Here is a 26,972-nt window from a genome sequence, read left to right as displayed (position 1 = left end):
TTACTATGTTACACCGCACACGGCTTGATGAACCTTCGTCAAACACCGTGCGCACCACAACAGTTCTCGTCACATCCCCATTGACGTTCCCCCACCACTCATGGAGTTCTGTTGTCCATCCACAGACGTGTGCGTTCGTCCCTGCTCACCTCCGCCGTCGCTGTGACCCTCCTGGCCTCCTCGGGTCAGACCGGGGCCTCCGCGGCCGACACGGACGCCCGCACCACCGCTGTCCCCGCCGCGTCGACCGGCGCTCCGGCGCCGCGGGCCGACCACGGAACCAACCCGTTCGACGAGGTGGAGCGCCTCGCCACCGCTCCCCGCAAGACCTTCGGACCCGCGCCCGCCCCCGGCAGCCTCGCGGCCGGGCGCGTCCCCGGCCGTGCCCCGGCCACCGCCACCGCCGCACGGACCTTCTCGGCCGGCACCAAGACGACCGCCGCCGGCGTTCCCTGCACGCTCGACGGGATCACCGGGCTCGGCCCCGAGCAGTTCGCCGACTTCCTCGCCGACCCCGCTGTCCTCGCCGACGACTGTCTGCGCGGACTCATCTGGACCTGGGACGCCCGGCTCGCGCCCGTCATGTCCGACGCCCACGTGCAGGCCGTCGCCCGCCGGATATCCGGCCTGGCCGCCGCCCACGACGGCCGCAACTCCTCCCACCTGGAGGAGATGTTCACCTACCTGCACGCCGTCGCGTACCACGACTACTCCCGCGACGAGATCGACACCACCGACGCGCCCACCGTGAACGCCGTCCACCAGGCCGTCGCCGACTTCGGCAACGCCGCCCGCACCTTCGACGTCACGAAGAGCAACGCCCTCACCCTGCGCGAAGCCCTCTACGCGGCCAGCGCCCCCGGACTCCGGCAGCACCAGCTCGGTCTGATCAAGCGGGTCCTCGCCACCATGGACCCCTCGCACACCGCCACCCACCTCGACCCGTCCTGGGCGGGGGCCGCGCTCGCCGCGCTCTCCGTCAACTACCTGGGCGTCTACCCGGGCAACCAGGACGCCGCCTTCCAGGCCGCGGCAGCCGCCGACCCGGCGTACCGCGCCGTCTTCAAGGCCTTCGCCGGGTACGGCCACCTGAAGGGCACCGCCAACGACTGGGTCGCCCGCGACGCCCTCGGAGAGTACGGCCGTTTCGGCGAGATCCCCAGCCTGCGGACGGCGATCACCGCCGAACTCGGCGGCCTGCTCGGCCAGGTGGTCACCACCTTCGGCCGCGGCAGCCAGCAGTGGGCGAAAATCGTCTCCTGGCTCAACTACTTCGACGCGTGCAAGCCGTACGGCGTCTGCAAGGCGGACATCGAAGCGCAGATCTTCCCCTACACGTACACCTACGACAACGGCGCGATCAAGGTCCGCACCGGCCTCGACCGGGCCACCGTCGACCAGCTCTACTACGCGAGCAAGCAGGTCAAGGCGCAGTTCCACCGCGTGGTCGGCACCGAGACGCCGCTCGCCGGCGACCCCAACACCACCCTCACCATCGTCCTGTACGGCTCGCGGGCCGACTACGAGAACTACCACCCCATCCTGACCGGGATGGACACCAACAACGGCGGCATCTACATCGAGCGCGGCGCCACCTTCTACACCTACCAGCGCCGAGTCCCACAGGACTCGTCGCTGACGCTCGAAGAACTCTTCCGCCACGAGTACACCCACTACCTCAACGGCCGCTACGCGGTACCCGGCTTCTTCGGCGAGGGCCCCTGGTACCAGGGCGACCGCACGACCTTCATGGACGAGGGCACCGCCGAGTTCTTCGACGGCGCCACCCGCAGCGACGGCATCAAGGTCCGCAAGTCCCTGGTCCGCGGCGTCATCAACGACACGGCGGGCGGCGGCCCCCGGATGAACCTCCGGCAGATCCTCAACGCCACCTACGCCGGCGACGGCTTCCGCTTCTACAACTACGCCGGAACGTTCTTCGAGTTCCTCTGGAACGAGAAGCCCTCCCTGATCCGCGAGATGTACACCCACCTGCGGAACAACGACGTCGCCGCGTACGACGCCTGGCGCGCCCGCCTCGGCTCCGACACGAACCTCCAGCGCGACTACGACCGCTTCCTCGACACCCAGATCGCCCAGGTCGACACGCTGTTCGTCCCCAACACCACGTTCACCCCCAACGCCCAGCTGCGCGACGCGGCCCTGGCCACGGTGAAGTCCACCTTCGCCACCGCCACCTACAACACCCCCGACTGCGTCGAGAACGGCGAGCCCGGCAAGCGCCGGTTCCTCTGCACCGGCCGGATCACCGCCAACCTGTCCAACTCGGGCAGCGCCGACCAGAACTTCAAGGACATGTCCGAGACGGTCGACTACTTCATCCTCGACCGCGCGGGCGCCGCCTCGAACAACCTGGCCGACATGAACTGCTCCTTCGGACCGATCGACATCTGGTCCACCAGGGTCGCCGGCACGTCGAGCTTCAGCTGTGAGGGCCCCCTCCGCAGCTGACCCACCCGGTCCGGGCCGGTCCCTCCACGGGGAGGGGCCGGCCCGGTGCACATCCCTGAATCCCCTCCCGGAGGCCGTACTTCGTGAGCACCACCCCGCACACGGTCCGCACCACCGACTACCACACCGCCGGCGAACCCTTCCGGATCGTCGACGAGGACCTCCCCCCGATCCCCGGCGACACCGTCGCCGAACGCCGGGCCACCGCCCTCACGACCGGCGGATCGGGCACGGACCCCCGCCCCGGCCCCCTCGACGACCTTCGCCGCCTGCTGTCCCGGGAGCCACGCGGACACGCGGGCATGTACGGCGGCTTCGTCGTGCCGCCCGACGACGACGGCGCCCACTTCGGCGTGCTGTTCTGGCACAAGGACGGCTACTCCACCGCCTGCGGCCACGGCACGATGGCCCTCGGCGCCTGGGCCGTCGACACGGGGCGTGTCCCGGCTCCGGACGACGGCGACGTCTCCGTACGGATCGACGTGCCCTCCGGTCGCGTCACCGCCTCCGTGCACCGCACGGGCGGACGCACCACCGGCGTCACCTTCCGCAACGTCCCGACCCGCGTCGTCGCCCGCGACGTCAAGGTGACCACCACCCTCGGCACCGTCGACGCCGACCTCGCCCACTCCGGCGCCCTCTACGTCTCCGTCGCCGCCCGCGACCTCGGCCTCGACGTCTCCGTCCCTGCCCTGCCCGAACTCGTCCGCGCCGGACGGGAGATCCGCGCAGCGCTCCCCGCACACGACGTGTACGGCGTCATCCTGTACGAGGAGCTCCCGGACACCCCGGACGGACTCCACCAGCGCAACGTCACCGTCTTCGCCGACGGGCAGATCGACCGCTCGCCCTGCGGCTCGGGCACCTCCGCACGCCTCGCCCTGCTCGGCGACGACGGGCGTCTCGCCGTCGGGGACACCCTGCGGCACGAATCCGTCGTCGGGACCGTGTTCACGGGGCGTCTCCTGGCCGCGGGGATCACGGAGGTCGGCGGAACCACCCACCGCACCGGCACCCACGCCTTCGTCCTCGACCCGGACGACGAGCTGGGAGCGGGATTCCTCCTGTGACCACGCCCCTCTTCCTCGACGCCGCGACGATGGCCCGTCTCATGGGGCCCGGGGCGGTGACCGACGTCCTCGCCGACGTCCTGCGGGCCGGACTCGACCCCGACGCAGGACCTCCCCGCACGGCCGTGCCCGTCCCCGCCGGCGAACTCCTCCTGATGCCCGCGGCCTTCGGTTCCTTCGCCGGGGTCAAGGTCGCCGGAGTCGCCCCCGGCAACCCGGTGCGCGGGCTGCCCCGCATCACCGGCTCCTACCTCCTGCTCGACGGCGCCGACCTCCGGCCGCTCGCCCTCCTCGACGGAGCGGCGCTCACCGAGCTGCGTACGCCGGCCGTCTCCGCCCTCGCCGTCCGCTCCCTCACACCGGCCGACCGCCCCCTGCGCCTCGTCCTCTTCGGGGCGGGCCCCCAGGCGTACGGTCATCTGGAGGCCGTCCTCGCCGTCCGCGAGGTCGCCGAGGCCGTCGTCGTCGCCCGCGAACCGGTCGGCGGGCGCGCCCTCGCCGGGTACGCGCGGACCCTCGGTGTTCTCGCCCGCACCGGTAAGCCCGACGAGGTGGCCGAGGCCGACCTCGTCGTCTGCTGCACCACGGCCCGGGAAGCGCTCTTCGACGGGACCCTGGTGTCACCCGGCGCCACCGTCGTCGCCGTCGGTTCGCACGAGCCGACCGCCCGTGAGACCGACACCGCGCTCGTGGTCCGGTCCGCGGTCTACGTTGAGGCGCGGTCCGCCGCGCTGCGGGAGGCGGGCGACCTGCTCGTCCCGGTCTCCGAGGGGGCGATCGGGCCCGACCACATCGCGGGCGACCTCGCCGACCTGGTGGCCGGTCGCGCGGAACCGCCGGCCGGGCGTCCGCGCCTGTTCAAGAGCGTGGGCATGGCCTGGGAGGACCTCGCCGTCGCCACCGCCCTGTACAAGGCGGCCCGTTCGTCCTGAACACACCGGTGCCCCGGTCCCGCGCGCGGGACCGGGGCGTTGGCGTACTCAGACGCCCTCGGGGAAGTGACAGGCGACCTCACGCGGCTCGCCCGGCACGAGTGTCCGCAGCGGCGGTGCCTCCGTCCGGCAGATCTCCCGCGCCTTGGGGCAGCGCGGGTGGAAGGTGCAGCCCGGAGGGGGAGCGGCCGGACTCGGCGGGTCGCCGAGCAGGGTGATCCGCTCCCGGCTCCGTTCGGCCGCCGGGTCTGGCAGCGGTACGGCGGAGAGCAGCGCCCGTGTGTAGGGGTGGGCCGGGGCGGCGTACACCCGTTCCTTCGCGCCGATCTCCACGATCCGGCCCAGGTACATGACGGCCACCCGGTCGCAGACGCGCTTCACGACGGAGAGGTCGTGGGCGATGAAGAGGTAGGCGAGCCCGAGTTCGCTCTGCAGTCGCTCCATCAGGTTGACGATCTGCGCCTGGACGGAGACGTCGAGGGCGGAGACCGGTTCGTCGGCCACCACGAGCCGGGGGTTGGTGGCCAGGGCGCGGGCGATGCCGATGCGCTGTGCCTGTCCGCCGGAGAACTCGTGGGGGTGCCGGTCGATGTGCTCCGGGATGAGGCCGACCAGCTCCATCAGCTCCACGGCGCGCTTGCGCGCTGCGGCGACCGTGGCGCCCTGGACGAGCAGCGGGTCGGCGATGATCCGGGCCACGGTGTGCCGGGGGTTGAGGGAGGAGTGAGGGTCCTGGAAGACCATCTGGAGGTCGCGGCGCAGCGGCTTGAGCGCACGCTGCGACAGGTGGCTGATGTCCCTTCCCTCGAACGAGACGGATCCGGCGGTGGGTTCAAGGAGCCGCACGATGGTGCGGCCGGTGGTCGACTTGCCGCAGCCGGACTCGCCGACGAGGCCCAGGGTCTCGCCCGCCGCCACGTCGAAGCCGATGCGGTCGACGGCCCGGATCGGGGCAGAGCCCCTGCGGCGGCCGGGGAACGTGATCGTGAGATCCCGTACGCGGAGCAGGGGCGGTGCGTTCGTGGTCATGGGGCGACGCCTTCGTACGCGGGGAAGTGGCAGGCGGCCGGGTGTCCGTCCGGGCCGCCGAGGGACGGGCGTTCGGTCGCGCAGCGGTTCCGTTCCTCCTCGGAGCCGGCGGCGGCGCGGGGACAGCGGGGCGCGAACGCGCAGCCCGGAGCCGGTTCGAGCAGCGAGGGCGGACTGCCCGGGATGGCACGCAGCGGGGCGTCGTCGGGGTCGTCGAGACGGGGCAGCGAGTCGAGCAGGCCGCGGGTGTACGGATGGGCGGGGGAGGCGAACAGGGCATCCACGGGGGCGTGTTCGGCGGACCGGCCGCCGTACATGACGAGCACGTCGTGGGCGACCCGGGCGACCACCCCGAGGTCGTGCGTGATCATGACGACGGAGAGGCCCCGCTCCTGCTGGAGGCGGGCGATCAGGTCCAGGATCTGGGCCTGGACGGTGACGTCGAGCGCGGTGGTGGGCTCGTCGGCGATGAGGAGGTCCGGTTCGCAGACGAGGGCCATCGCGATCATCACCCGCTGGCGCATGCCGCCGGAGAACTGGTGGGGGTACTCGCCGGCCCGGCGCCGGGGTTCGGGGATGCCGACCTCGGCGAGTGCTTCGACGGCCCGCTCGCGGGCGGTGGCCCGGCGTGAGCCGAAGTGGACCCGGTGATGCTCGGCAACCTGCTCGCCGACGGTGTAGTAGGGGTGGAGGCTGGACAGCGGGTCCTGGAAGATCATGGCCATCCGCCGGCCGCGGAGCGCGTTCAGCTCCCGGTCGGACAGGCCGATCAGTTCCCGCCCGGCGAGGGTGACGGAACCGGTGACCTCGGCGCCCGTGTGCAGGCCCATGACGGCGAGGGAGGTGACCGACTTGCCGGAGCCGGACTCGCCCACGATGCCGAGCGTCCGGCCGGGCAGCACGTCGAAGGCGAGGGAGTCGACGGCCCGGACGGGGCCGCGCTTCGTGGGGAAGGTGACCGTGAGGTCCCGTACCGACAGGAGGGAGGCGGAGTCGCCCATCAGTACCTCACTCGTGGGTCGACGACGGCGTACAGGAGGTCGACGGCCAGGTTGGCGACGACGATGAAGGTGGCGGCGAGCAGGGTCACCCCGAGGATGACCGGCTGGTCCCCGGTCGACAGGGCACCGTAGAAGAGCCGTCCGATGCCGGGCAGCCCGAAGATGGACTCGGTGATGACGGCGCCCGCGAGGAGCCCGCCGAGGTCCATCCCGAAGATCGTCAGGATCGGTGTCATCCCGGCGCGCAGACCGTGCTTGACGACCACCGTGCGGCGCGGCAGACCCTTGGCGCGCGCGGTGCGGATGTACGGCTCCGCCATGGACTCGATCATCGAGTTCCGGCTCTGCCGCGCGTACATGGCGGCGTAGAGCAGGGCGAGCGCCAGCCACGGGAGCAGCAGGTTGGAGGCCCAGGACAGCGGGTCGGTGCCGAAGGGCACGTACTGGGGGTAGGGGAGCAGGCCCGTGACCCGGATCAGCCCGTAGATCAGCATCACCGAGGTGAAGTACACGGGGAGCGAGGCGGCGGCGACCGCGCCGACCATCAGGACGCGGTCGGTGAGCGTGTCCTTCCGGAGTGCGGCGGTGACGCCCGCCGAGAGGCCGAGGAGCAGCCAGATCGCGGCGGCGCCGACGGCCAGCGAAGCGGAGACCGGCAGCCGGTCGACGAGGAGGTCCCACACGCCCTGGCTGTTCTCGTAGGAGTAGCCGAGGCACGGGAAGTCGCAGTGCAGGGCGTACCTCCCGGTGCCCAGAGTGCGGCCGGTGAAGATGCCGGTGACGAAGTCGGCGAACTGCCGCCACAGCGGGGCGTCCAGACCCATGTGGGCGCGGATGGCCTCCAGGCGGTCGGTGCTGCACGACTTGCCGCAGGCCGCGGCGGCGGGGTCGGAGGGCAGGACGTAGAAGACGGCGAAGGTGACGGCGGCGATGGCGACGAGCACGCCGAGCACGCCGAGGAGACGCCGGCCGAGGTAGAGGATCACGCGCCGCCTCCTCGCGGGTCGAGGACGTCGCGCAGCGCGTCGCCGAGCAGGGTGAAGGCGAGCACGGTGAGGAAGAGGCAGAGGCTCGGGACGGCGAAGTACATGGGGTCCGTCTCGTAGTAGGAGACGCTCTCGGCGATCATCTGGCCCCAGGAGGGTGTCGGCGGGCGGACGCCGACGCCGAGGTAGCTGAGGGCGGCCTCGGTGGCGATCATCCCGGGGACGATCAGCGTCGTGTACGCGATGACGGGCCCCGCGACGCCCGGGAGGATGTCGCGGACGAGGATGCGCAGGGGGCCGGAGCCGCCGACGCGGGCGGCGTCGACGTACTCGCGGTGCTTGAGCGACAGGGTCTGGCCGCGGACGATCCGGGCGATGCCCGGCCAGCCGAAGAGGCCGATGACGGCGGTCATGAGGACGATCCGGTTGACGTCCCGCGCCACCGACATCATCGCGATCATGAAGATGAGGGAGGGGAAGGACATCGTGAGGTCCATCAGGCGGGAGAGCGCGGTGTCGGTGCGGCCGCCGAAGTAACCGGCGGCGATGCCGGCCGCCGTCCCCGCGACGACGACGATCGCCGTCGCGGAGAAGGCGATGAGCAGGGAGACCTGGGCGCCGTGCACGACACGGGCGAACAGGTCGCGGCCGGTGACGGGTTCGACACCGAGCCAGTGCTCGGCCGAGACGCCGCCGAGCGGTCCGATGGGGAGGCCGCCGAGGTACGGGTCGACGGCGCTCTTGTCGAACTCGTCCGGGCCCCAGCCGCCGAGCGCGGCGATCAGCGGGGCGGCCGCGGCGAGGAGCGCGAAGAAGGCGACCACGCCGAGGGAGAGGCGGGCGGCGGGGCGGCGGCGCAGTTCGGCACGGACGAGCTGCCAGGGGCCGTGTGCCGTGCGGGTGAGGGGTGGTGGGGCGGTGGTCGCGGAGGGTGGCCCGGTGGTGGTCACGGGGGAGGGTGGGGTGGTGGTCACGGCCGGCCTCAGTTCCCGCTCTTCGAGGGGTCCTTGAGGCCGACGGTGGCGTAGTCGAGCTGGCCGCCGAAGGAGGTGTGGCCGAAGGCGCCGGCGATGTTGGTGCCGATGAGGAGGGGCTTGCGCTCGACCACGACGGGCGCTGTGGGCGCCTTGGCGAGGATCTCTCCGTCGAGCTCCCGCCAGGCCTTGGCGGCCCGGGTGGCGTCGGCCATCGCCGCGATCTCGTCCATGCGCTTCATCGTGGCGTCGTCGCGGAAGAGCGAGTGGTTGCCGGAGTTGCCCTTCTCCTTGATGAAACGGCCGTCGAAGACGAACGGAAGGAACGTCGAGCCGGAGGGGTAGTCGGGGCACCAGCCGGTGTAGACGAGGTCGGTGCGGTTCTTGGTGTCGCCGATCGTGTCGTAGAAGGCGGAGGGGTCGACGGTTTCGATGGTGACCTTGATCCCGGCTCGGCCGAGGGACTGCTGCACGGCCTCGCCGACGGCCTTGTCGCCGTTGGAGACGGTGATGCGCGTGGTGAAGCCGTCCGCCTTGCCCGCCTGCTTGAGCAGCTCCTTGGCCTTGGGAACGTCGCCGGTGAGGGGGATGCCGAGGGTGTCGGGCTGCTTGCCGCCGAAAAGGAAGCCCGGCATGAGCGCCGTGGCCGGGTCGTTCAGGGCGGGGCCGCCGGATGCGGTGAGGACGGCCTCGCGGTCCAGGGCGTACTGCACGGCCCGCCGGACCTTGACGTCGTCGAAGGGCGCGCGCCCGGTGTGCATCTGCACCATCTCGGTACAGCTGGTCGACTCGGCGAGGAGACGGGCCTTGATGTCCGGCTTGGTGAGCACCTTGGGGGTGGACTCCGGGCGGAGCTTGTCCCACGGGACGGCGGAGGCGTCCGGGCCGGTGGCGGCGATGAGCCGGTCGTCGATCTGGTTGGCCTTGAGGCCCATGGTGACGACGACCCTGTCCGGGTACGCCTTGCGCACCTGGTCGGTCTTCGGGTCCCAGTGAGTGTTGCGGACGAGAACCAGCTGCTTGTCGCGGGCGTAGGAGTCGATCTTGTACGGGCCCGAGGAGAAGGGCCGGTTGTCGTACTGGGGCCCCTTGTCCTGGGACGGCGGCACGGGCGCGAAGGTGGGCAACGTGGCCGCGAAGGGGAACTCGGCGAAGGGCGTGCGGAGTTCGAAGACGATCGTGCGGTCGTCGGGGGTCTTCACGGAGGCGAGGTGCTTGCCGCCCGCCGGGCCCTGGTAGCCCTCGGCGCCGGCGAGGTAGCGGGCGGCGTAGTCGGGGCCGCCGGGCAGGTCGGGGGAGAAGGACCGCTCCACGTTGTGCTTGATGTCCTGGGAGGTGATGGGCGTGCCGTCCTCGTACTTCAGGCCCGGCTTGAGCGTGAAGGTCCAGGTTCGGGCGCCGTTGGAGGAGACGCCCAGGCTCTCCGCGAGGTCGGGGACCAGTTCGCCGCCTTGCGCGCCCGGTGCCGCCTTGTACGTGACGAGGGTGCGGTAGAGCAGGCGGGTGCCGAAGTCCATGTCGCCCATCACCCAGTTGCGGGCCGGGTCGAGATGGGTGAAGTCCTGGTTGGACAGGACGGTGAGCGTGCCGCCCTTCTGCGGGGTGCCGCCGAGGACCGCCCCGGTGTTGGAGGTCGCGGGGTTCCTGCCGTTCCGGTCGCTCCCGGACGTGCCTCCGCCGGAGCAGCCGGTCGCGGCGAGGGTCAGGGTCGTCACCAGGGCCGTGGCCAGGGTGCGCGTGCGCTTGTTCATGCGGGTCACTCCGGGGAAGCGGTCGGCCAGCCGTAGGGCGGCTGGAATGTGACCGGTAACATAGTAATGTGAAATTGTACTGACAAGGTGTCGAGTCGGCCGTTACTCATCCGTGTCCGGAAGGGGGCCGGGGTCGATGGGGGCCGGGCGGAGCCGGGTGGATGTCTCGGCGAGGGTCTTGGCAGGGGCTGTGCAATGTGAAATATTACTGCTGTGCCCACGAGAGAAACCTCGGACGTCATCGTCATCGGCGCCGGCGTGGTCGGCGCGGCCTGCGCCCACTACGCGGCCCTCGCCGGCCTCTCCGTCACCGTCGTCGACCGAGGTTACGTCGCCGGCGGCACGACCGGAGCGGGCGAGGGCAACCTCCTGGTCTCCGACAAGGAACCCGGCCCCGAACTCCAGCTCGCCCTCCTCTCCACCGCATTGTGGACCGAACTCGCCGACAGGCTTCCGCCGACCGTCGAGTACGAGGCCAAGGGCGGCCTGGTCGTCGCCTCCGGCGAGACGGGACTGCACGCCCTGCGGGAGTTCGGGGCCCGCCAGGAGAAAGCGGGGGTCATCGCGCACGAGGTGCCCGGTGACCGGCTCCACGACCTGGAGCCCCACCTCGCACCGGGCCTCACCGGCGGCTTCCACTACCCCCAGGACGCCCAGGTGATGCCCGCCCAGGCCGCCGCGCAGCTCCTCCGAGCCGCCGGCGACCGGGTCCGCCTCGCGCTGGGCGAAGAGGTCACCGGCCTCCTCACCGGCGCGGGCGGAGCGGTCCGCGGAGTGCGGACCGCCACCCGTGAACTCCACGCCCCGTACGTAGTGAACGCCGCGGGTACCTGGGGCGGCGCCCTCGCCGAGCTCGCCGGCGTCCACCTGCCCGTCCTGCCCCGCCGCGGCTTCGTCCTCGTCACGGAACCCCTGCCGCGCATCGTCCGCCACAAGGTGTACGCCGCCGACTACGTGGCCGACGTGGCCAGCGGCTCCGCCGCGCTCCAGACCTCGGCCGTCGTCGAGGGCACCCCCGCCGGACCCGTCCTCATCGGCGCCAGCCGCGAGCGCGTCGGCTTCGACCGGACCCTCTCCACCGAAGTCCTGCACCGCCTTGCCGCCGGCGCCACCGCACTGTTCCCCGTCCTCGGCACCGTACGGGCGATCCGCACCTACCTCGGCTTCCGCCCCTACCTGCCCGACCACCTGCCCGCCATCGGGCCCGACCCGCGCGCCCCCGGACTGCTGCACGCCTGCGGCCACGAGGGCGCGGGAATCGGCCTCGCACCGGTGACGGGACAGATCGTCGCCGCCTGCATCACCGGCGCCGAACCTCCTCTCGACCTCCACCCGTTCCGACCCGAACGTTTCGACGCCACCGCACCCTGAGGCGCGCACCCACCGTCACGAGAGGAGGGCCCGTGGCCCGCACCCCCATCGGCCTCGTCGGGGCACAGCCCGATCCGCCGTTCGAGATCACCTTCGACGGCCGGCCCGTCCCCGCCTTGCCGGGCCAGACCCTCGCCGCCGCCCTGTGGGGCGCGGGCATCCTGGCCTGGCGCACCACGCGGGACGGAGGCCGCCCGCGCGGCGCGTTCTGCGGCATCGGCCAGTGCTACGACTGCCTCGCCACCGTCAACGGAGAGCCCAACCGCCGCGCCTGCCTGGTCCCGGCCCACCCCGGTGACACGATCACCACCCAGGAAGGGCACGGCCATGACCGCCTCGGCGTCTGAACCCGAAGACGTGGCCCGGTCCTGTTCGGCATCCGGGCCGAAGGACTCGACGCGGACCGCCCCCGACCCCGTGCCCGACACGGGCCGACGCGCGGACGCACCGTACGACCTTGTCGTTGTCGGCGCGGGCTCCGCAGGGCTCGCCGGAGCCGTCGCCGCCTCCGAACTCGGCCTGTCCGTGGCGCTGCTGGACTCCTCGGCCCAGTCCGGCGGGCAGTTCTACCGGCACCCTGCGCCCGCCCTCGGCGCGCGACGGCCCGAGGCCCTTCACCACGATTGGTCCGCCTTCGCCGACCTGCGCCGACGCCTGCACGCGAGCGGCGTCGACCACCTGACCGGACATCACGTGTGGTCCGTCGTGAAGGAGACCGACGGGACGTGGACGGCGCATGCCCTCACCGGCGCGGACGGATGCGCGGACGCCCCCGCCCGGATCCGGGCCCGCGCCCTGCTCCTCGCCACCGGGGCCTACGAACGCCAACTGCCCTTTCCCGGCTGGACCCTGCCCGGGGTCGTGGGCGCCGGGGGAGCGCAGGCCATGCTCAAGTCCGGGCTCGTGCTGCCCGGCCGGAGCATCGTCGTGGCAGGCAGCGGTCCGCTCCTCCTCGCCGTCGCCTCCTCCCTCGCCTCGGCCGGAGCGCGGGTGCCGGCGGTCGTCGAGGCCGCGGGGTACCTGCGGTACGGCCGCCGCCCCCGGGCGCTGGCCACCAACCCGCGCAAGGCGGCCGAGGCCCTCGTCCACGCGGCAGCGCTGGTCCGTCACCGGGTGCCCGTACGGCTGCGCAGCGCGGTGACCGAGGTGCACGGCACCGACCGGGTGGAGGCCGTCACGGTGAGCCGCCTGGACCGCGAATGGCGGCCCGTACGGGGGACGGGCCGCCGGATCGCCTGCGACGCGCTCGCGGTCGGTCACGGCCTCGTGCCCCAGATCGAGCTGGCCGTGGCCGTCGGCTGCACCACCCGCGCGCTGCCCGACGGCACCCTGGGCCTGGCCCTGGACGACCTTCAGGAGAGCTCGGTGCCCGGCCTGTGGGCCGCGGGCGAGACCGGGGGCGTCGGCGGTGCCGAACTCGCCCGCACCGAGGGGGAGCTGGCGGGCCGGGTGATCGCCGCACGGCTCCTCGGCCGCCCCGCCCGAGTCGGTGCGACCGCCGGACTCCGGCGGCGCCGGGACCGCATGCGTGCCTTCGCCGACGTCATGTCCGCCGCGCACGCCCCGGGCCCCGGATGGACCGGGTGGCTGAGCGACGACACGGACGTGTGCCGCTGCGAGGAGGTCCCGGCGGGCAGGATCCGCGAGGCGATCGCCGCGTGCGGCGCGCGCGACGCCCGGACCGTCAAACTCCTCACCCGGGCGGGCATGGGGTGGTGTCAGGGCCGGATGTGCGGTACGGCCGTGGCGTGCCTCGCGTCCGCCGGATCCGCCCCTGAACCGCCGGGCGAACGCCGCCCGTTCGCCGTCCCCGTCCCGCTGTCGACACTGGCCGCGCTCGACGGGTCACCGGACCCGGCGTCCGCGCCCGACAGTCCGACAGACCCGGTCCCCTCCTAAGACGTCACACCCATCACAGTCACACCCGTCCTACCCGTCACAGCTCACCGAAAGGTCGTCGAGATGAACGCCACCACCTGGACCACCGAACGCCCCTGGCGCGGCATCATGGTCGCCACCACCCTGCCGTTCAAGGAAGACCTCTCCGTCGACTACGACGCCTACGCCGAGCACGTGGCCTGGCTGATCGCCAACGGCTGCGACGGCGTCGTCCCGAACGGCTCCCTCGGCGAGTACCAGACCCTCACCGCCGACGAGCGCGCCCGTGTGGTCCGTACCGCCGTCGAGGCCGCGGGCGACGGAGCCAGGGTCATGCCGGGCGTCGCCGCCTACGGCAGCGCCGAGTCCCGCCGTTGGGCCGAACAGGCCGCCGAGGCCGGCTGCGGTTCCGTCCTGCTGCTGCCGCCCAACGCGTACCGCGCCGACGAGCGCTCCGTCATCGCCCACTACGCGGACGTGGCGGGAGTCGGCATCCCGGTCGTCGCGTACAACAACCCCATCGACACCAAGGTCGACCTCGTCCCGAGCCTGCTGGCGAAGCTCCACGCCGACGGCAGCATCGTCGCCGTCAAGGAGTTCAGCGGCGACGTCCGCAGGGGCTACGAGATCGCCGAACTCGCCCCGGAACTCGACCTGCTGATCGGCGCCGACGACGTCCTTCTGGAGCTCGCGCTGGCCGGTGCGGTCGGCTGGATCGCCGGATACCCCAACGCCCTCCCCGCCAGCTGCGTCGAGCTGTACCGGGCCGCCGTCGCGGGCGACCTGGCGACCGCCCGACCGCTCTACTCCTCGCTGCACTCCCTGCTGCGCTGGGACTCCAAGGTCGAGTTCGTCCAGTGCATCAAGCTGTCCATGGACATCGCAGGCCGCCGCGGCGGCCCCGCCCGCCCGCCGCGCCTCCCCCTCACCGGAGCGACCGAGACCGCCGTACGCACCGCCACCGAGAAGGCCGTCGCCGACGGTCACCGCTGACCGGACCCACCGACCGGACCGAAAGGAACTCCGCGTGCGTACGCGTCATGTCTTCCACGCAGTCGACTCCCACACCGAGGGAATGCCCACCCGGGTCATCACCGGAGGCGTCGGTGTGATCCCCGGCGCCACCATGGCCGAGCGCAGGCTCCACTTCATCGAGCACCTCGACCACCTCAGGACGCTCCTCATGTTCGAACCGCGCGGGCACGCGGCCATGAGCGGCGCCATCCTCCAGCCGCCCACCCGCCCCGACGCCGACTACGGCGTCCTCTACATCGAGGTGTCGGGCCTCCTGCCGATGTGCGGCCACGGCACCATCGGCGTCGCCACCGTCCTCGTCGAGACCGGCATGGTGCCGGTCGTCGAACCGGTCACCACCGTCCGCCTGGACACCCCGGCGGGTCTCGTCTCCGTCGACGTCCAGGTGGAGGACGGCGCGGCGACGTCCGCCACCTTCACCAACGTCCCCGCCTTCTGCGTGGGCCTGGACCGCGCGGTGGACGTCCCCGGATTCGGCAAGGTCACCTACGACCTCGCCTTCGGCGGCAACTTCTACGCCTTCGTCCCCCTCGACGACCTCGGGCTGCCCTTCGACCGCGACCGCAAGGACGACCTCCTCGCCGCCGGACTCGCGATCATGGACGCGATCAACGCCTCCCCGGACCGGCCCGTACACCCCACCCGCCCCGAAATCGCCGGACTCAAGCACGTCTACCTCTCGGCGCCCGGCTCCGACGCCGCGCATTCGCGGCACGCGATGGCCATCCACCCCGGCTGGTTCGACCGTTCCCCGTGCGGCACCGGGACCAGCGCGCGCATGGCCCAGCTCCACGCACGGGGCGAACTCCCGCTCGACCGAGACTTCGTCAACGAGTCCTTCATCGGCACCCGGTTCACCGGCCGGCTCACCGCAGGGACGGAGGTCGGCGGCCTGCCCGCCGTCGTCCCGACCGTCACCGGCCGTGCCTGGATCACCGGCACCGCCCAGTACTTCCTCGACCCGGACGACCCCTTCCCCGGAGGCTTCCTCCTGTGATCACCGACAGGTCCACCCTCGTCTCGCACAACCCGGCCGACCCGACCGACGTGCTCGTCAGCCTCCCCGCTCCCGGCGCCTTCGCCGCCGCCGATGCCGTCGAGCGGGCCCGGGCCGCCCAGCCCGGCTGGCTGCGCGCCGGAGCCACCGCCCGCTCGGCCGCGCTCGGCGCGGTCGCCGCGGCCCTGGAGGCCGCGGCCGACGAGCTCGCCGCCCTCGCCGTACGCGAGGTCGGCAAGCCCCTCACCGAGGCCAGGGCCGAGGTCGCACGCACCGTCGCGATCTGGCGCTACTACGCCCAGGCACCGTTCGAGCCCACCGGCTCCGTCCACGAGACCGCGGCAGGTCCCGGGCTGCTCCTGAACCGGCGCCGCCCCCACGGCGTGGCCGGGCTCGTCACGCCCTGGAACTTTCCCTTCGCCATCCCGAGCTGGAAGGCCGCTCCGGCACTCGCGGTCGGCAACACGGTGGTCCTCAAACCGGCCCCCGAAGCCACCGCATGCGCCCAGCGACTCGCCGAGATCGTCCGACAGGCCCTGCCGGACCACGTGTTCGCCGTCCTGCCCGGCGGTGCCACCGAGGGCAACGCCCTCGTCTCCGCGGCCGACGTCGTCTCCTTCACCGGCTCCACCCCCGTCGGCCGGGCCGTGGTCCGCGCGGCGACGGCGCGCGGCATCCCCGCGCAGGCCGAGATGGGCGGCCTGAACGCGGCGATCGTCCTGCCCGACGCGGACATCGGTCAGGCAGCGGCCCACATCGCCGCCGCCGTCGCCGGGTTCGCGGGCCAGAAGTGCACCGCCACCAGCCGGATCATCGCGGTCGGCGCCGCCCTCGACCCCCTGCGCGAGGCCCTCTCCGAAGCCTTCCGGGCCGTCCGGGTCGGCGACCCCGCCGATCCGGGGACGGTGTGCGGTCCGCTCGTCCACGAGAGCGCCCGCGAGCGGGTGGTCGAGGCCTGGCAGGGGCTCCCCGCCCTCGCCGGCGCCACCGTCCCCACGACACCCGGCTGGTACGCGGCCCCGACCCTGGTCGAGAAGGTCCCGCCGGGACACCGACTGCTCAACGAGGAGGTCTTCGGTCCCGTCGCCGCGCTGCTCCCCGCCGACGACCTCGCCCACGCGGTACGGATCACCAACTCCGTGCCGTACGGCCTCGTCACCTCGGTCCACACGGCCGACCTCGACGCGGCCCTGTACGGGCTCGACCTCGTCGACACCGGCATGATCCGGATCAACGCCCCGTCCACCGGCGTCGACTTCCACCTGCCGTTCGGCGGGGCCAAGCAGTCCGGTCACGGCCCGCGCGAGCAGGGCAGGGCGGCCCTCGAGTTCTACACGTCCTCCCGGACGTACACCCTGGCACCCGCGGGCGCCGCGACGTGACATCGTACGGTGGTGACGCAGAACGAACCGAAGGGATCACCACCTCCATGGGGCACCTGACCCACCGCGACCTGAACGCTTCCCGAGAGCGGCTGCGCGACCAGGTCGCCCATGCCCTGCGCGCCGCCCTGATCTCCGGCGAACTGCGGCCGGGCGTGGTGTACTCGGCCCCCACCCTGGCAGAGGACTTCGGCATCTCCGCCACACCCGTGCGTGAGGCGATGCTCGACCTGGCCCGCGAGGGGCTGGTCGAGCCCGTCCGCAACAAGGGGTTCCGGGTCACCGAGGTCGACGAACGCGACCTCGACCAGTACACCGAGATCCGCGCGCTCATCGAGATCCCGACGGTCGGCCGCGTCACCCGGTCCGCCACGCGCGAGGACCTGGAGGCGCTGCGGCCGGTGGCCGCGGAGATCGTGCGCGCCGCCCGTGAGCACGACCTCATCGGCTACCTGGAGGCCGACCGGCTCTTCCACCTCACCCTGCTCGGCCTCGCGGGCAACGAGCGCCTCGTCGAGACCGTCGGCGATCTGCGCAAGCGGTCACGCCTGTACGGGCTCACATCCCTCGACGAGAGCGGTGACCTCATTCCCTCTGCCGAGGAGCATCTGGAACTGCTCGACCTGATGCTCGCCGGGGACGCCGAGGGCGCGGAGGCCTGCATGACCCGGCACCTGGGCCACGTCCGTTCCCTCTGGGCCAGGAGCGGGGGACCGGCCGAAGGCTAGGGGTCCGTTCGGATCATGGCCGGCGGCACGGCTACCGCGCCGGTGTGCTGCCCCGTACGACCGGCTCTGCCGGGAGCAGCAGCCCAGTCGTGGGAGCGGCGGCGGGGTCCTCGACCGCGGTGATCAGCCGGGCGACGAGGGCGTGGGCGATGCCGGACAGGGGCAGGCGCACGCTGGTGAGGGCGGGCTGGATCAGTGTGCAGTGCGGCATGTCGTTGAAGCCGGCGACGGCGACGTCGGCTCCGACGGTGAGGCCGGCCGCACGGACGGCATGGTAGGCGGCGAGGGCGAGCCAGTCGTTCGCGCACACCAGGGCGGTCGGGCGGTCGGGGCCGACGAGCAGACGCTGCAGGGCCTGGGAGAGCGCGGCCGGATCGTCGTCGGGTACGCCGACCTCGAAGGCGCCGTCGGGTGCCGCGGCCGCGGCCTGCTGCAGGCCGGCCCGCCGGTCGGCGAGCCAGGGCAGCGAGGCCGCGGAATTCACGTAGCAGATCCTGCGGTGGCCCTGCTCGAGCAGGAGGCCGACCAGGGCGGCCGTGGCGGCCGCGGAGTCGATGTCCACCCAGTTCTGCGGGCGGCCCGGGGCCGTGCGGCCGAAAGCGGCGAACGGGAAGCCGGCCTCGGCGAGCACGTCGACGCGCGGGTCGTCGTGCACCACGTCCGAGAGGACGAACCCGTCGACCTGCCGGGCCGCGATCAGCCCGTTGAAGGACTTGGCGACCGCCGCGAGGCCCTGTTGGGGGTCGCAACGGAACAGCAGGATGCGGTGGCCGACGGCGTCGGCGGCGCTCACCAGCGCCTGGAGGAAGCCGCCCATCAGGGGGTTCGGATCGGCGGGGTTGTCGACGGGGGCCGGATAGCCGATGACCTTGCGGGTGCCGGTGCGCAGACTTCGGGCGGACTGATCGGGCTGGTAGCCGAGTTCGTCGATGGCGGCGGTGACCCGGGCCAGGGTGGTGGCGCGCAGCCGGTGGGGGGCGTTGAGGGCGTTCGAGACGGTCTGGCGGGAGACTCCCGCCGCGCGTGCGACGTCCTCGATGGTCACCTGTCGAGCGGTCATCGTTCCTCTGGGGGCGGTGGTCGGAGGGGCTGGGGACGGCGGACGGCCGTCCCCGGCCCCTTCGTCGTTCAGTGCTCTCGGGTCAGGGTGAGCAGGCCGCCGGTCGGCACCGTCACCGGGTTCACCCCGGGGACGAGGTCGAGCACGGTCTCGGACAGGATCTCACCACCGCAGTCCTGTACGAGGGCGAAGGCCCGTTCCTGCCGGGTGGCCACGAGGAGCACCACGGGGTCGCGGTCCGCGTTGGCGACGAGCAGGGTCCGCGGACCGTCCGCGCCGTCCCGGTCCGGGAGGGCGACGGGCAGCGGCGCGTACCGGGCGACCACGCTGGTGCGATGGCCGTGGGCGCTGACCAGCGGGTAGCCGAGGTCCGGGCGGGCGGGCTCCAGGTCGCCGAGCTGGAGGACGTCGGCGTGGCGGCGGAGGACACCGAGCCAGAAGCGCAGGGCGGCGAGCCGGCCGGGCGTCTGTGCGGAGAGGTCGACGGAGATCTGCGGTACCGAGAACAGCGCGTTGATCAGGTGGACGGCCACGGACTCGGGCGCCTCGGCGGAGTTCCACATGATCATGTCGGCGTGAACGGCGAGCGGTCCCGCGGTGAGCCGGCAGTCGACGGTGCGCTGACGGTTCTCGGCGGGGCTGAGCGGGCAGTCGGTGGCGCGGACCATGGTGGCGTACGGCCAGAGGCTCGGGCTCACGTACGGCTGGCGGTGTTCGACGATCACGTCCGGCCGGGTGCGGCGCAGGCGGGTGTCGAGCTCGGCGAGGAGCTGGAGCAGGCCTTCGTGGACGGTGTCGCGGTCGGCGCCCGCCGGTGCGGGCGGGGGGTCGGCGACGGCGAAACGGTCGATGAAGTCGAGCTTCACCCCGTCCATGCCCCACTCCTCGACCGCGCGGCAGACCTTGTCGATCAGATAGGTCCGGACCTCGGGGTGACGGGGGTCGAGGACGGCCGCCTCCAGGTGGGGCTCCTCGCGCAGGACCTTGTCCTTGAAGCGGTCCCAGGCGTCGTTGTGCCGGCCGATGAACGGCAGGGCGTACCAGAGGAGGTAGGCGAGACCGCGCCGGTGGACCTCGGCCACGTGGGCCTTGAGGTCGGGGAAGGCCTCCGGGTTGGGGTCCCAGTCGCCGCAGTGGCCGTAACCGCGGGTGCGGTCGGCGGTCTGCCAGCCGTCGTCGACGATGACGCTCTCGCAGCCGAGGCCGGCGGCGAGGGTGGCCTGCTGCTCCACGGTGGCGGTGTCGACGTTCTGGTGGAGGCTGTACCAGGTGGAGTAGGCGGGCATCCGGGCGGCGGGGGCGACGCCCGGGTGGTCCACGCCCTCGGCCCACCAGTCGGTGACGGCCCGCAGGGTGGTGGCGAAGTGACGGCCGCTGAGGTCGATCCGCAGCCGCATCGGTGGCCCGTCCGGAGCGAGGTCCTGTTCGACGGTGAACGCGAACTCCCCGCTCTCCTCCACGACACCGGCGCCGACGCGTACGGGTGCGGCGGTCTCTCCGGCGGCGGCCGTGCACAGGGCGCGGTCGTGGGCGCCGACCAGACTGGCGACAGGGGCGCCGAGAGCGAGCGAGACGGTCCGGGGCGTGATCCAGGAAGGCGGCAGCCAGCGGGAGGCGTCGGTGTCCGGGGTCCAGTAGGCGGTGGCCCCGACGCAGGGGACACGCCATTCGGCGCGGAGGGTGACGGCCTGCGCCGCCGTGACCTCGATCAGCGCCACGCCGTCCTGGATCCGGGCGACGCTGGCCGCCCACCGGTCGCCGCCGTGTCCGGTGAGGTGGAGGGCGAGCGGCTCTCCGGTGGAGTGGAACAGGCCCGTGGCGAGCCGGCGGTGGACGACGGCGCCGGGAGTATCTCCGGTCGGCGTGCCCGGTCGCCAGGCCGGGACGGGCTCCTGGGGAACGGACTCCTGGGGGTCGGGCTGCCGGAGATCGGCCTGCCGGGGGTCGGCGTCATGCCCGGGGTCGACGTGCTGCGGAACAGCGCCCTGCGAGGCGACGGACTTCGGATCGGTGGTCACGGCGATCACTCCTTGGTGGCCCCGGCGAGCAGGCCGGAGATGAACTGGCGTTGCAGGACGAGGAAGAGGGCCATCACGGGGATGGCGGCGATGGCTCCGGCGAGCAGGACCTGCGCGTAGTCGGTGGTCGACAGACCCTGCAAGGTGGCGGTGGCGACGGGCAGCGTGTACATCTCGGGGCTGCGCAGCGCGATCAGCGGCCACACGAACTGGTTCCAGCCGCCGAGGAAGACGAAGAGCGCGAGCGCCGCGATGATCGGCCGGTTGACCGGGATGACGATCCGCCACAGCACGCGCAGTTCGCCCGCGCCGTCGACGCGGGCCGCGTCCAGGAGTTCGTCGGGCATCGAGCGCAGCGCCTGCCGCATCAGGAAGATGCCGAACGGCGTCACCAGGCCGGGCAGGACGACGGACTCGTACGAGTCGATCAGGCCCAGGTCCATCATCATCTGGAAGATCGGGATCAGCATCACCGCGTCGGGGATGACGAGGGTGCTGAGCAGCAGGACGAAGAACAGATTGCGCCCGCGGAAGTCGAACTTGGCGAAGGCGTACCCGGCGAGGACCGAGACGACGACCGCGCCGACGGTCTGGAGACCCGCCACCACAAGGGTGTTGACGAGGACCCGCGTGAGACCGATGGACTCCTGGAGGCCCTGGAGGTTCTCCATGAGGTGGCTGCCGGGCAGCAGCTTCGGCGGCCAGGAGAACACGTCCTTGTCGTCCTGGGTGGCGGCCATGGCGAGCCACCAGAACGGTCCGACGCAGAGCCCGAAGGCACCCGCGAGCAACACGGTGAGCAGGGGGCCGCGGAACTTCATCGGCGCTCTCCCATCAGGCGGACCTGGAGGATGCCGAGCACGGACACGATGAGCGCGAGCGCGTACGCGAGGGCCGAGGCGTAACCGAAGTCGAAGTACTTGAAGCCGTTGTTGTAGAGGTACATGGTGACCGTGAGGGTGGAGTTGTCGGGGCCGCCGCCGGTGAGGACGTACGGCTCGTCGAAGAGCTGCAGGGTGCCGATGGTCGAGAGCACCACGGTGAGCAGGAGGATCGGCCGCAACTGGGGCAGGGTGATGGCGAAGAAGCGGCGGACCGGTCCCGCGCCGTCGACCATCGCGGCCTCGTACAGCTCCTTGGGGATGCCCTGGAGGCCGGCGAGGTACATCACGGCGTTGTAGCCGGTGTAGTGCCAGGTGATGACGAGGACGACGCCGACGCGGGCCCAGTAGGGGCTGCCGAGCCAGTTCACCCGGTCGATGCCGAACAGGGAGAGAACCCAGTTCAGCAGTCCCGCGTCGTGGTTCAGGATCACCGAGAACATCACGCCGGCGGCGACCAGGCCGGTCAGCGAGGGGACGAAGACACCGAGTCGCCACAGCGGGCGCAGCCAGACCTTGGTGGAGTTGAGCCCGAGGGCGACGAGCAGGGCGAGGCCGAGCATCAGCGGCACCTGGACGACCAGGATCAGCGCGGTGTTCCTCAACGCGGTCCAGAACAGCGGATCGTCCAGGAGTCGCCGGTAGTTGGAGAGTCCCGCGAACTGCCGGGCGTCGCCGTTCCCGGTCGTGAGGCTGATCCAGAACGAGGCCGCGATGGGGTACGCCTTGAAGACCGCGAAGCCCAGGACGGCAGGCATGATCAGCAGGTACGGGACGGAGCCACGGGTCAGCAGCCGGCGCCGGCCGGGACGGGCGAGGCCCGAGCGACTGGAGCCGGAGCGGGCCCTGCCGGGGCGGCGGTGGCCACCGCGACCGGCGGGCGTGCCGGTCGCGACGGCGGGGGCTCCGCCGGGGGCGCTTTCGGACGGGGCGAGGGACATGGTCAGGCCGCCTGCTGCCGGCCGGTCTGCTGGGCGAGCTGCTTGGCCGCGGCCTTCAGCGCCTCGGCCGGGTCGGCGCCCTTGATCAGCACCTGGCTCTGGGCGTCGGCGGCGATCTTCAGGGCGCGGCTGTAGTCACCGGTGAAGTTGGTCGCGTCCGAACCGGAGTCGAGCGATGCGACGAAGGACCGCAGCACCTGCTGGCCCCCGTAGAAGGGGTGGGGCGCGCTGAACTTCGGGTCGGCGTAAGCCCCCTTGAGGGCGGGGAAGACGCCGCCGGAGGCGAACATCCGGTTGATCTCGGCCGGCTTGGTCAACGCGTACTCGATGAAGCGCCAGGCCGCCTTGCGTCGCTTGCTCGTGGCGGAGACGGTCAGGTACGTGGAGTTGACGATGGCGCTGCGTCCACCCCCGGGGACCGCGGCGGGCGCCTGCATGACGCGCCACTTGCCGCTCTGGGCGGGGAACTTGGTGGCCAGGTACTCGATGGCCCAGGCGGGGTACGGGACGGTGGCGAGTTTGCCCTGGCCGACGAGGCGCTTCCAGGTGCCCTGGCCGGCGGTGTCGGCGAGCAGGCCGCCGTCGTTGAGCCGCTTGATCACGGTGAGGGCCTGCACCGCCTGCGGGGAGGCGAGGGTGACCCTGCCCTCGGCGTCGAAGTAGAAGGCCCCCTGGAGCTGCATCAGGTTCTGGAAGAAGTCCATGTCCTGCTTGGTGCCCGGCTTGTCGAGCCCGAGCAGCTGGGCGCCGGTGGCGGCACGGATCTTCGGCCCCGCGGCGATGAGGTCGTCCCAGCTGGTGAGGGAGGCGGGGTCGACACCGGCCTTCTCGAAGTAGTCGTGCCGGTAGAAGAGACCGAGGGGGTTGACCTCCCACGGGAGGGCGTGGGCGGCTCCGTCCTTGCCCATGACGGTCGGCCACAGACCTTCGACGAAGGCGTCCTTGTGCCGGTCGGCGCCGAGTCTGGACAGGTCGGCGAGGCCCTCGGGGAACTTCTCCAGGTAGCCGGGCAGGTAGTCGACTCCGATGTGCAGGACGTCGGCGACTCCCTTGCCGCCCGAGGCGAGACCGACGGTGATCTTGTCCCAGATGGCGGGGTTGCCCACGTCCTGCACGTCGACCTTGATGCCGGGGTTGTCCCGTTCGAAGGAGGGGACGACCCCGCGCAGGGCCTCGGCCGCGGTGGTCCAGCTCCAGACGGTGATCTTCCCGTTGTCACCGTCGGCACCGGCGGCGCCGCCGCCCGATCCGCCACCGCCGCAGGCGGCCAGGCCGAGCCCGGCGGCGGAGGCGGTCGCGAGGTGAAGCATCTGTCGGCGGGTCAGCTGGTGGGACATGTCGGCTCCTGGGCGTCGTGGCGGGTACGGGTGTGGGTACTGCTTTCGGTGCTGGTGCTGGTGCTGGTGCTGCTGTGGGTGAGGGTGCGCAGTGCCTCCGCGAACAGGTCCGCCGCGGCGGGCGGGGTGGAGGCGTGGGGAGAGAGCCGGATCCACTCGTCTCGGCGCGTGGCGATCACGCCGGCCGTTCCGAGGGCGCCATGGACGGCGCAGGGGTCATGGCCGGGGAGGCGGAAGGTGCCGATTCCCCCGCGCTCCTGGGGCTCCAGTCCATCCGACAGGACCTCGGCGCCCGCCCGCCGCGCCCGGTCGAGCAGCTCCGCGAGGGTCGCTCTGATCCGGGCACCGATGACGGTCGGGCCGCCCTGCTCGATCAGGTCGTCGACGGCCGCGCCGATGGCCGCGGCGGCCGGGAAGTCGGGATTGGTGGCCAGGTGGGCGGCTGCCCCGGGCAGGGAGGGCGCAGGATGCCGTACGGCGAAGGGCTCCGTGACTCCGGCCCAGCCGCCGAGCCCGGGGCCGAGACGCTCGCCGCACCGGTCGCGGATCAGCAGCAGTGCTGCTCCCCAGCCGGCCCGTAGCCACTTCTGGCCGCCGCTGACGAGGACGTCGGCGGCTTCCGCTTCGAGGGGGACGGCACCGAGCCCCTGGATGGCGTCGACGATCAGGAGCCGGTCGGGTCCGAGGACCTCTTTGAGAGCGGCGAGCGGGGCCACATGGCCGGTGAGCGAATCGACGGCGCTGACGGTGAGTGCCGTGACGTCGGGCGTGAGATGACGGCGCAGAAGATCGGCGGTGATGTGACGCTGCCCGTCCGGGGCGAGAACGCGGACCTCCGGGCCGCCGCGGCCGGCGAAGCGAAGCCAGGGATAGACGTTGGCGGGGAACTCGCCGCGGGGCACGAGCACGGTGCCGGGACCCTGGAGTGCGGCGGCCACGGTGAACAGGCCGTTGCTGGTGGACGGGGCGAGGGCGATCTCGTGGGGCCGGGCGTCGAGGAGCCGCGCCGCTGAGGTACGGGCGGCGTCGCTGAGGGCGAACAGCCGGTCGAGGTCGTCGGGGTTCGCTCGACCGGCCAGCCCGGTCGCGGCGGCGAGCGCGGCGGAGGCCCGGTGGGAGAGCGGGCCGATCCTGGCGTGATCGAGGTAGCCCGGCATCGGGCTGTGATCGGAGGTGGACCGACCGGGAGCCGCGCGGGTGCCGGCATCGGAAGATCCTGTAGTTTGAGCGTTCAAATTCAGTCCCTCTGAGTGCCCAAATGCATGACGATCCCGGGATTTGAAGGTTCACATTAGAGAGGTGGAGTCGCCCCGGCAAGAGTTCTGTCGACGCGAACTGCCGCAGTCGGGCTCGCGGTTGCTCTACCGGTGGCCGATGGCCTGACGGTGATCGTCGGTGCCGGCACCGGTGGGGGTGCCGGTTGCGGTGCGGGTGCCGGTGAGGGGGCGGGGCGGCGCGATCGTCGCGAGGAACTCGTCGAGCATCGCGCTCTGTACCTCCTCCGGGAACCGGACGGGGTCGAACAGGGCCTGGACGACGAGGCCGTGCGTGAAGGCGACGGCGGTGGCGGCGAGTTGTTCCAGATCGGTGTCCGCCGGGAGTTCGCCCAGGTCGCGTGCGGCCTCCAGGTGGGGGAGGAGGGTCGAGCGCAGCCGGGTGTAGCGGTCGGCCTGCTCCGCGCCGAGGCCGTCGTCCGCGAGCGAGAGGTCCCAGGAGCTGACCCAGATGCGGTTGCGGGCGGTGTCGCCCGGAGTCAGCGGAAGGATGTCCAGCAGCATGACGCGCACGGTGGCGAGGCCCGCGCCGGGACGGGCCCGGCGGGGACGTTCCGCGGTGCGCTTCTCCAGCAGGTCCAGGGCGTGTGCGATCAGGGCGCGTTTGGTCGGGAAGTAGTGCATGAGCATCCCGGTCGAGACGCCCATCGCGGCGGCGACGGCGCGCAGCGTCAGCCCGCCGAACCCCTTGTCGGCGAGCACCTGCCACACCGTCTCGGATACGTCCTCGCGGCGGGCGTCACGGTCTCCGGGTGCGGGCGGCATGCTGTTAGCTTACGTACCGAACGCTTGTTACGCACCGAGGGAGCGATGCTCACATGTTCACCCTGCCCATCGGCGATGGTGCCCTGCTCCGCCCCCTGGAGCCCTGGCGGGCACCGGAGTTCCTCGCCCACATCGACCGCGCACGGGACGCCGTCGACCCGTGGATCCCCTGGGCGACCTTCAGCACCGACCTTCCCTCCGCCACGGCCACCCTCCAGCGCTACGCCGACCGGCTGGCCACGGACAACGGCGGGATCTTCGGCATCTGGCTGGACGACACCCTGGTCGGCGGCGTGATGTTCACCCGCTTCGACAGCACCTCGGGCGTGTGTGAGATCGGCTGTTGGCTGGAGAAGGCGGGGGAGGGGCGGGGTCTGGTGAACCGGGCCTGCCGGACCCTGATCGACTGGGCCTTCACCGAGCGGGGGATGAGCCGGGTCGAGTGGTGGGTCGCGGCGCACAACGCCCGCAGCATCGGGGCCGCGCGTCGTCTCGGCATGACGCGCGACGGGGTGCTGCGGAGGCATTCTCCGTACCGAGGTGTGCGGCACGACATCGAGGTCTGGTCGGTCCTCGCCGAGGAGTGGCCGACGGTGAGGGAAGGGTCCGCGTCCGGCGTCCAGGCCGAACTCGACCGGTTGATGGGGGTGTTCGTCGGCGCCTTCACCAACACCGGCGGCAGGCGTCCCGACCTCGACGTCATCCGCGACGTGTTCATCCCGCAGGGAAGGATCATCGCGAACGTCGGAGGCGAACCGGTGATCTACGACCTCGACGCGTTCATCGAGCCTCGTCAGAGGATGCTCACGGACGGGACCCTGACGGAGTTCTCCGAGAAGGAGGTCTCCGCGCGCACCGAGATCTTCGGATCGATCGCCCATCGCTTCAGCGAGTACCGCAAGTCCGGTTACCACGACGGCGCGTGGTTCGAGGGCTCCGGCCGCAAGACCACCCAGTACCTCCTGACCCCGGCCGGCTGGAGGATGTCCTCGCTGGCCTGGGACGACGTGCCCGCTGCCGTCACCGGCTGACCGTGCGGACTCCGGTGGGACGGAGAAGGAGAGGGAGACCGAGGGCGCGATCGAAGGCC

The 26,972-nt window shown here is 72.2% G+C and carries 23 protein-coding genes; 11 read left to right on the top strand and 12 right to left on the bottom strand.

What is annotated here, in order from left to right:
- Positions 1-129: 129 nt before the first annotated feature.
- From IF00_RS0117800 to IF00_RS0117790, 3 genes are all read left to right on the top strand, one after another.
- The gene (locus IF00_RS0117800) at positions 130-2,472 is read left to right on the top strand and encodes a collagenase (RefSeq protein ID WP_245234553.1); all 2,343 of its coding nucleotides are present in this window, start codon (positions 130-132) and stop codon (positions 2,470-2,472) included.
- A gap of 83 nt (positions 2,473-2,555) precedes the next feature.
- Positions 2,556-3,542, top strand: a complete 987-nt coding sequence (locus IF00_RS0117795) for a proline racemase family protein (protein WP_030319174.1) — start codon at positions 2,556-2,558, stop codon at positions 3,540-3,542.
- A complete protein-coding gene (locus IF00_RS0117790; RefSeq protein ID WP_037638451.1) occupies positions 3,539-4,474 on the top strand; it encodes an ornithine cyclodeaminase family protein in 936 nt (311 codons plus the stop codon). The genes IF00_RS0117795 and IF00_RS0117790 overlap by 4 nt, the downstream gene beginning before the upstream one ends.
- A gap of 48 nt (positions 4,475-4,522) precedes the next feature.
- Here the strand turns inward: IF00_RS0117790 and IF00_RS0117785 are convergent, their stop codons facing one another.
- From IF00_RS0117785 to IF00_RS0117765, 5 genes are read right to left on the bottom strand one after another with little or no spacing between them, the layout of a single operon-like run.
- Positions 4,523-5,503, bottom strand: a complete 981-nt coding sequence (locus IF00_RS0117785) for an ABC transporter ATP-binding protein (protein WP_030319170.1) — start codon at positions 5,501-5,503, stop codon at positions 4,523-4,525.
- Positions 5,500-6,504 carry an ABC transporter ATP-binding protein gene (locus tag IF00_RS0117780; RefSeq protein ID WP_030319169.1) on the bottom strand — a complete coding sequence of 335 codons (1,005 nt, stop codon included), beginning with the start codon at positions 6,502-6,504 and terminating at the stop codon, positions 5,500-5,502. The genes IF00_RS0117785 and IF00_RS0117780 overlap by 4 nt, the downstream gene beginning before the upstream one ends.
- Positions 6,504-7,490, bottom strand: coding sequence for an ABC transporter permease (locus IF00_RS0117775; protein ID WP_030319167.1), 987 nt, complete (start codon positions 7,488-7,490; stop codon positions 6,504-6,506). Before IF00_RS0117775 ends, IF00_RS0117780 begins: the two co-directional genes overlap by 1 nt.
- The gene (locus IF00_RS0117770; protein ID WP_030319165.1) at positions 7,487-8,440 is read right to left on the bottom strand and encodes an ABC transporter permease; all 954 of its coding nucleotides are present in this window, start codon (positions 8,438-8,440) and stop codon (positions 7,487-7,489) included. Before IF00_RS0117770 ends, IF00_RS0117775 begins: the two co-directional genes overlap by 4 nt.
- A 32-nt stretch (positions 8,441-8,472) precedes the next feature.
- Positions 8,473-10,215: an ABC transporter substrate-binding protein gene (locus tag IF00_RS0117765; protein ID WP_030319163.1), complete on the bottom strand. Its 1,743-nt coding sequence runs from the start codon at positions 10,213-10,215 to the stop codon at positions 8,473-8,475.
- 213 nt (positions 10,216-10,428) lie between these two features.
- On the opposite strand from IF00_RS0117765, the gene IF00_RS0117760 reads away from it, so the two are divergent.
- The 7 genes from IF00_RS0117760 to IF00_RS0117730 all read left to right on the top strand — a co-directional run bounded on the left by IF00_RS0117760 (position 10,429) and on the right by IF00_RS0117730 (position 17,606).
- Positions 10,429-11,586, top strand: a complete 1,158-nt coding sequence (locus IF00_RS0117760) for an NAD(P)/FAD-dependent oxidoreductase (protein ID WP_030319162.1) — start codon at positions 10,429-10,431, stop codon at positions 11,584-11,586.
- Between the two features lie 32 nt (positions 11,587-11,618).
- Entirely contained in the window at positions 11,619-11,933 is a 315-nt protein-coding gene (locus IF00_RS0117755; protein ID WP_030319160.1) for a (2Fe-2S)-binding protein, read from the top strand.
- Positions 11,914-13,485, top strand: coding sequence for an FAD/NAD(P)-dependent oxidoreductase (locus IF00_RS0117750; protein WP_078944725.1), 1,572 nt, complete (start codon positions 11,914-11,916; stop codon positions 13,483-13,485). The genes IF00_RS0117755 and IF00_RS0117750 overlap by 20 nt, the downstream gene beginning before the upstream one ends.
- Before the next feature lie 63 nt (positions 13,486-13,548).
- The gene (locus tag IF00_RS0117745; protein WP_030319156.1) at positions 13,549-14,457 is read left to right on the top strand and encodes a dihydrodipicolinate synthase family protein; all 909 of its coding nucleotides are present in this window, start codon (positions 13,549-13,551) and stop codon (positions 14,455-14,457) included.
- Positions 14,458-14,491: 34 nt separating this feature from the next.
- Positions 14,492-15,496: a proline racemase family protein gene (locus tag IF00_RS0117740; protein WP_030319155.1), complete on the top strand. Its 1,005-nt coding sequence runs from the start codon at positions 14,492-14,494 to the stop codon at positions 15,494-15,496.
- The gene (locus IF00_RS0117735; protein WP_106975826.1) at positions 15,493-16,878 is read left to right on the top strand and encodes an aldehyde dehydrogenase family protein; all 1,386 of its coding nucleotides are present in this window, start codon (positions 15,493-15,495) and stop codon (positions 16,876-16,878) included. The genes IF00_RS0117740 and IF00_RS0117735 overlap by 4 nt, the downstream gene beginning before the upstream one ends.
- Before the next feature lie 47 nt (positions 16,879-16,925).
- Positions 16,926-17,606, top strand: a complete 681-nt coding sequence (locus IF00_RS0117730; RefSeq protein WP_030319151.1) for a GntR family transcriptional regulator — start codon at positions 16,926-16,928, stop codon at positions 17,604-17,606.
- A 31-nt stretch (positions 17,607-17,637) separates the two neighbouring features.
- On the opposite strand, the gene IF00_RS0117725 is transcribed toward IF00_RS0117730, so the two are convergent.
- The 7 genes from IF00_RS0117725 to IF00_RS0117695 form a co-directional block, all read right to left on the bottom strand.
- Positions 17,638-18,666, bottom strand: coding sequence for a LacI family DNA-binding transcriptional regulator (locus IF00_RS0117725; protein ID WP_030319149.1), 1,029 nt, complete (start codon positions 18,664-18,666; stop codon positions 17,638-17,640).
- 68 nt (positions 18,667-18,734) lie between these two features.
- Positions 18,735-20,684 (bottom strand): glycoside hydrolase family 36 protein, encoded by a 1,950-nt coding sequence (locus IF00_RS0117720; protein WP_078944724.1) that lies wholly within the window; start codon positions 20,682-20,684, stop codon positions 18,735-18,737.
- Positions 20,685-20,689: 5 nt separating this feature from the next.
- A complete protein-coding gene (locus IF00_RS0117715; protein ID WP_030319145.1) occupies positions 20,690-21,505 on the bottom strand; it encodes a carbohydrate ABC transporter permease in 816 nt (271 codons plus the stop codon).
- Positions 21,502-22,506, bottom strand: coding sequence for a carbohydrate ABC transporter permease (locus IF00_RS0117710; protein WP_030319144.1), 1,005 nt, complete (start codon positions 22,504-22,506; stop codon positions 21,502-21,504). Before IF00_RS0117710 ends, IF00_RS0117715 begins: the two co-directional genes overlap by 4 nt.
- Positions 22,507-22,508: 2 nt before the next feature.
- Complete coding sequence (locus tag IF00_RS0117705) at positions 22,509-23,843, bottom strand: ABC transporter substrate-binding protein (protein ID WP_051820358.1); 1,335 nt, start codon at positions 23,841-23,843, stop codon at positions 22,509-22,511.
- Positions 23,828-25,000, bottom strand: a complete 1,173-nt coding sequence (locus tag IF00_RS0117700; RefSeq protein ID WP_037638447.1) for an aminotransferase class V-fold PLP-dependent enzyme — start codon at positions 24,998-25,000, stop codon at positions 23,828-23,830. Before IF00_RS0117700 ends, IF00_RS0117705 begins: the two co-directional genes overlap by 16 nt.
- A 204-nt stretch (positions 25,001-25,204) precedes the next feature.
- A complete protein-coding gene (locus tag IF00_RS0117695) occupies positions 25,205-25,882 on the bottom strand; it encodes a TetR/AcrR family transcriptional regulator (RefSeq protein ID WP_051820356.1) in 678 nt (225 codons plus the stop codon).
- Positions 25,883-25,935: 53 nt separating this feature from the next.
- Between IF00_RS0117695 and IF00_RS0117690 the strand changes: the two genes are divergently transcribed.
- Positions 25,936-26,913 carry a GNAT family N-acetyltransferase gene (locus IF00_RS0117690; protein ID WP_030319138.1) on the top strand — a complete coding sequence of 326 codons (978 nt, stop codon included), beginning with the start codon at positions 25,936-25,938 and terminating at the stop codon, positions 26,911-26,913.
- Positions 26,914-26,972: the final 59 nt, after the last annotated feature.

This window comes from Streptomyces flavochromogenes (assembly GCF_000717595.1).
GTDB lineage: Bacteria > Actinomycetota > Actinomycetes > Streptomycetales > Streptomycetaceae > Streptomyces > Streptomyces flavochromogenes.
This window is presented reverse-complemented; position numbering and strand designations above follow the sequence as displayed.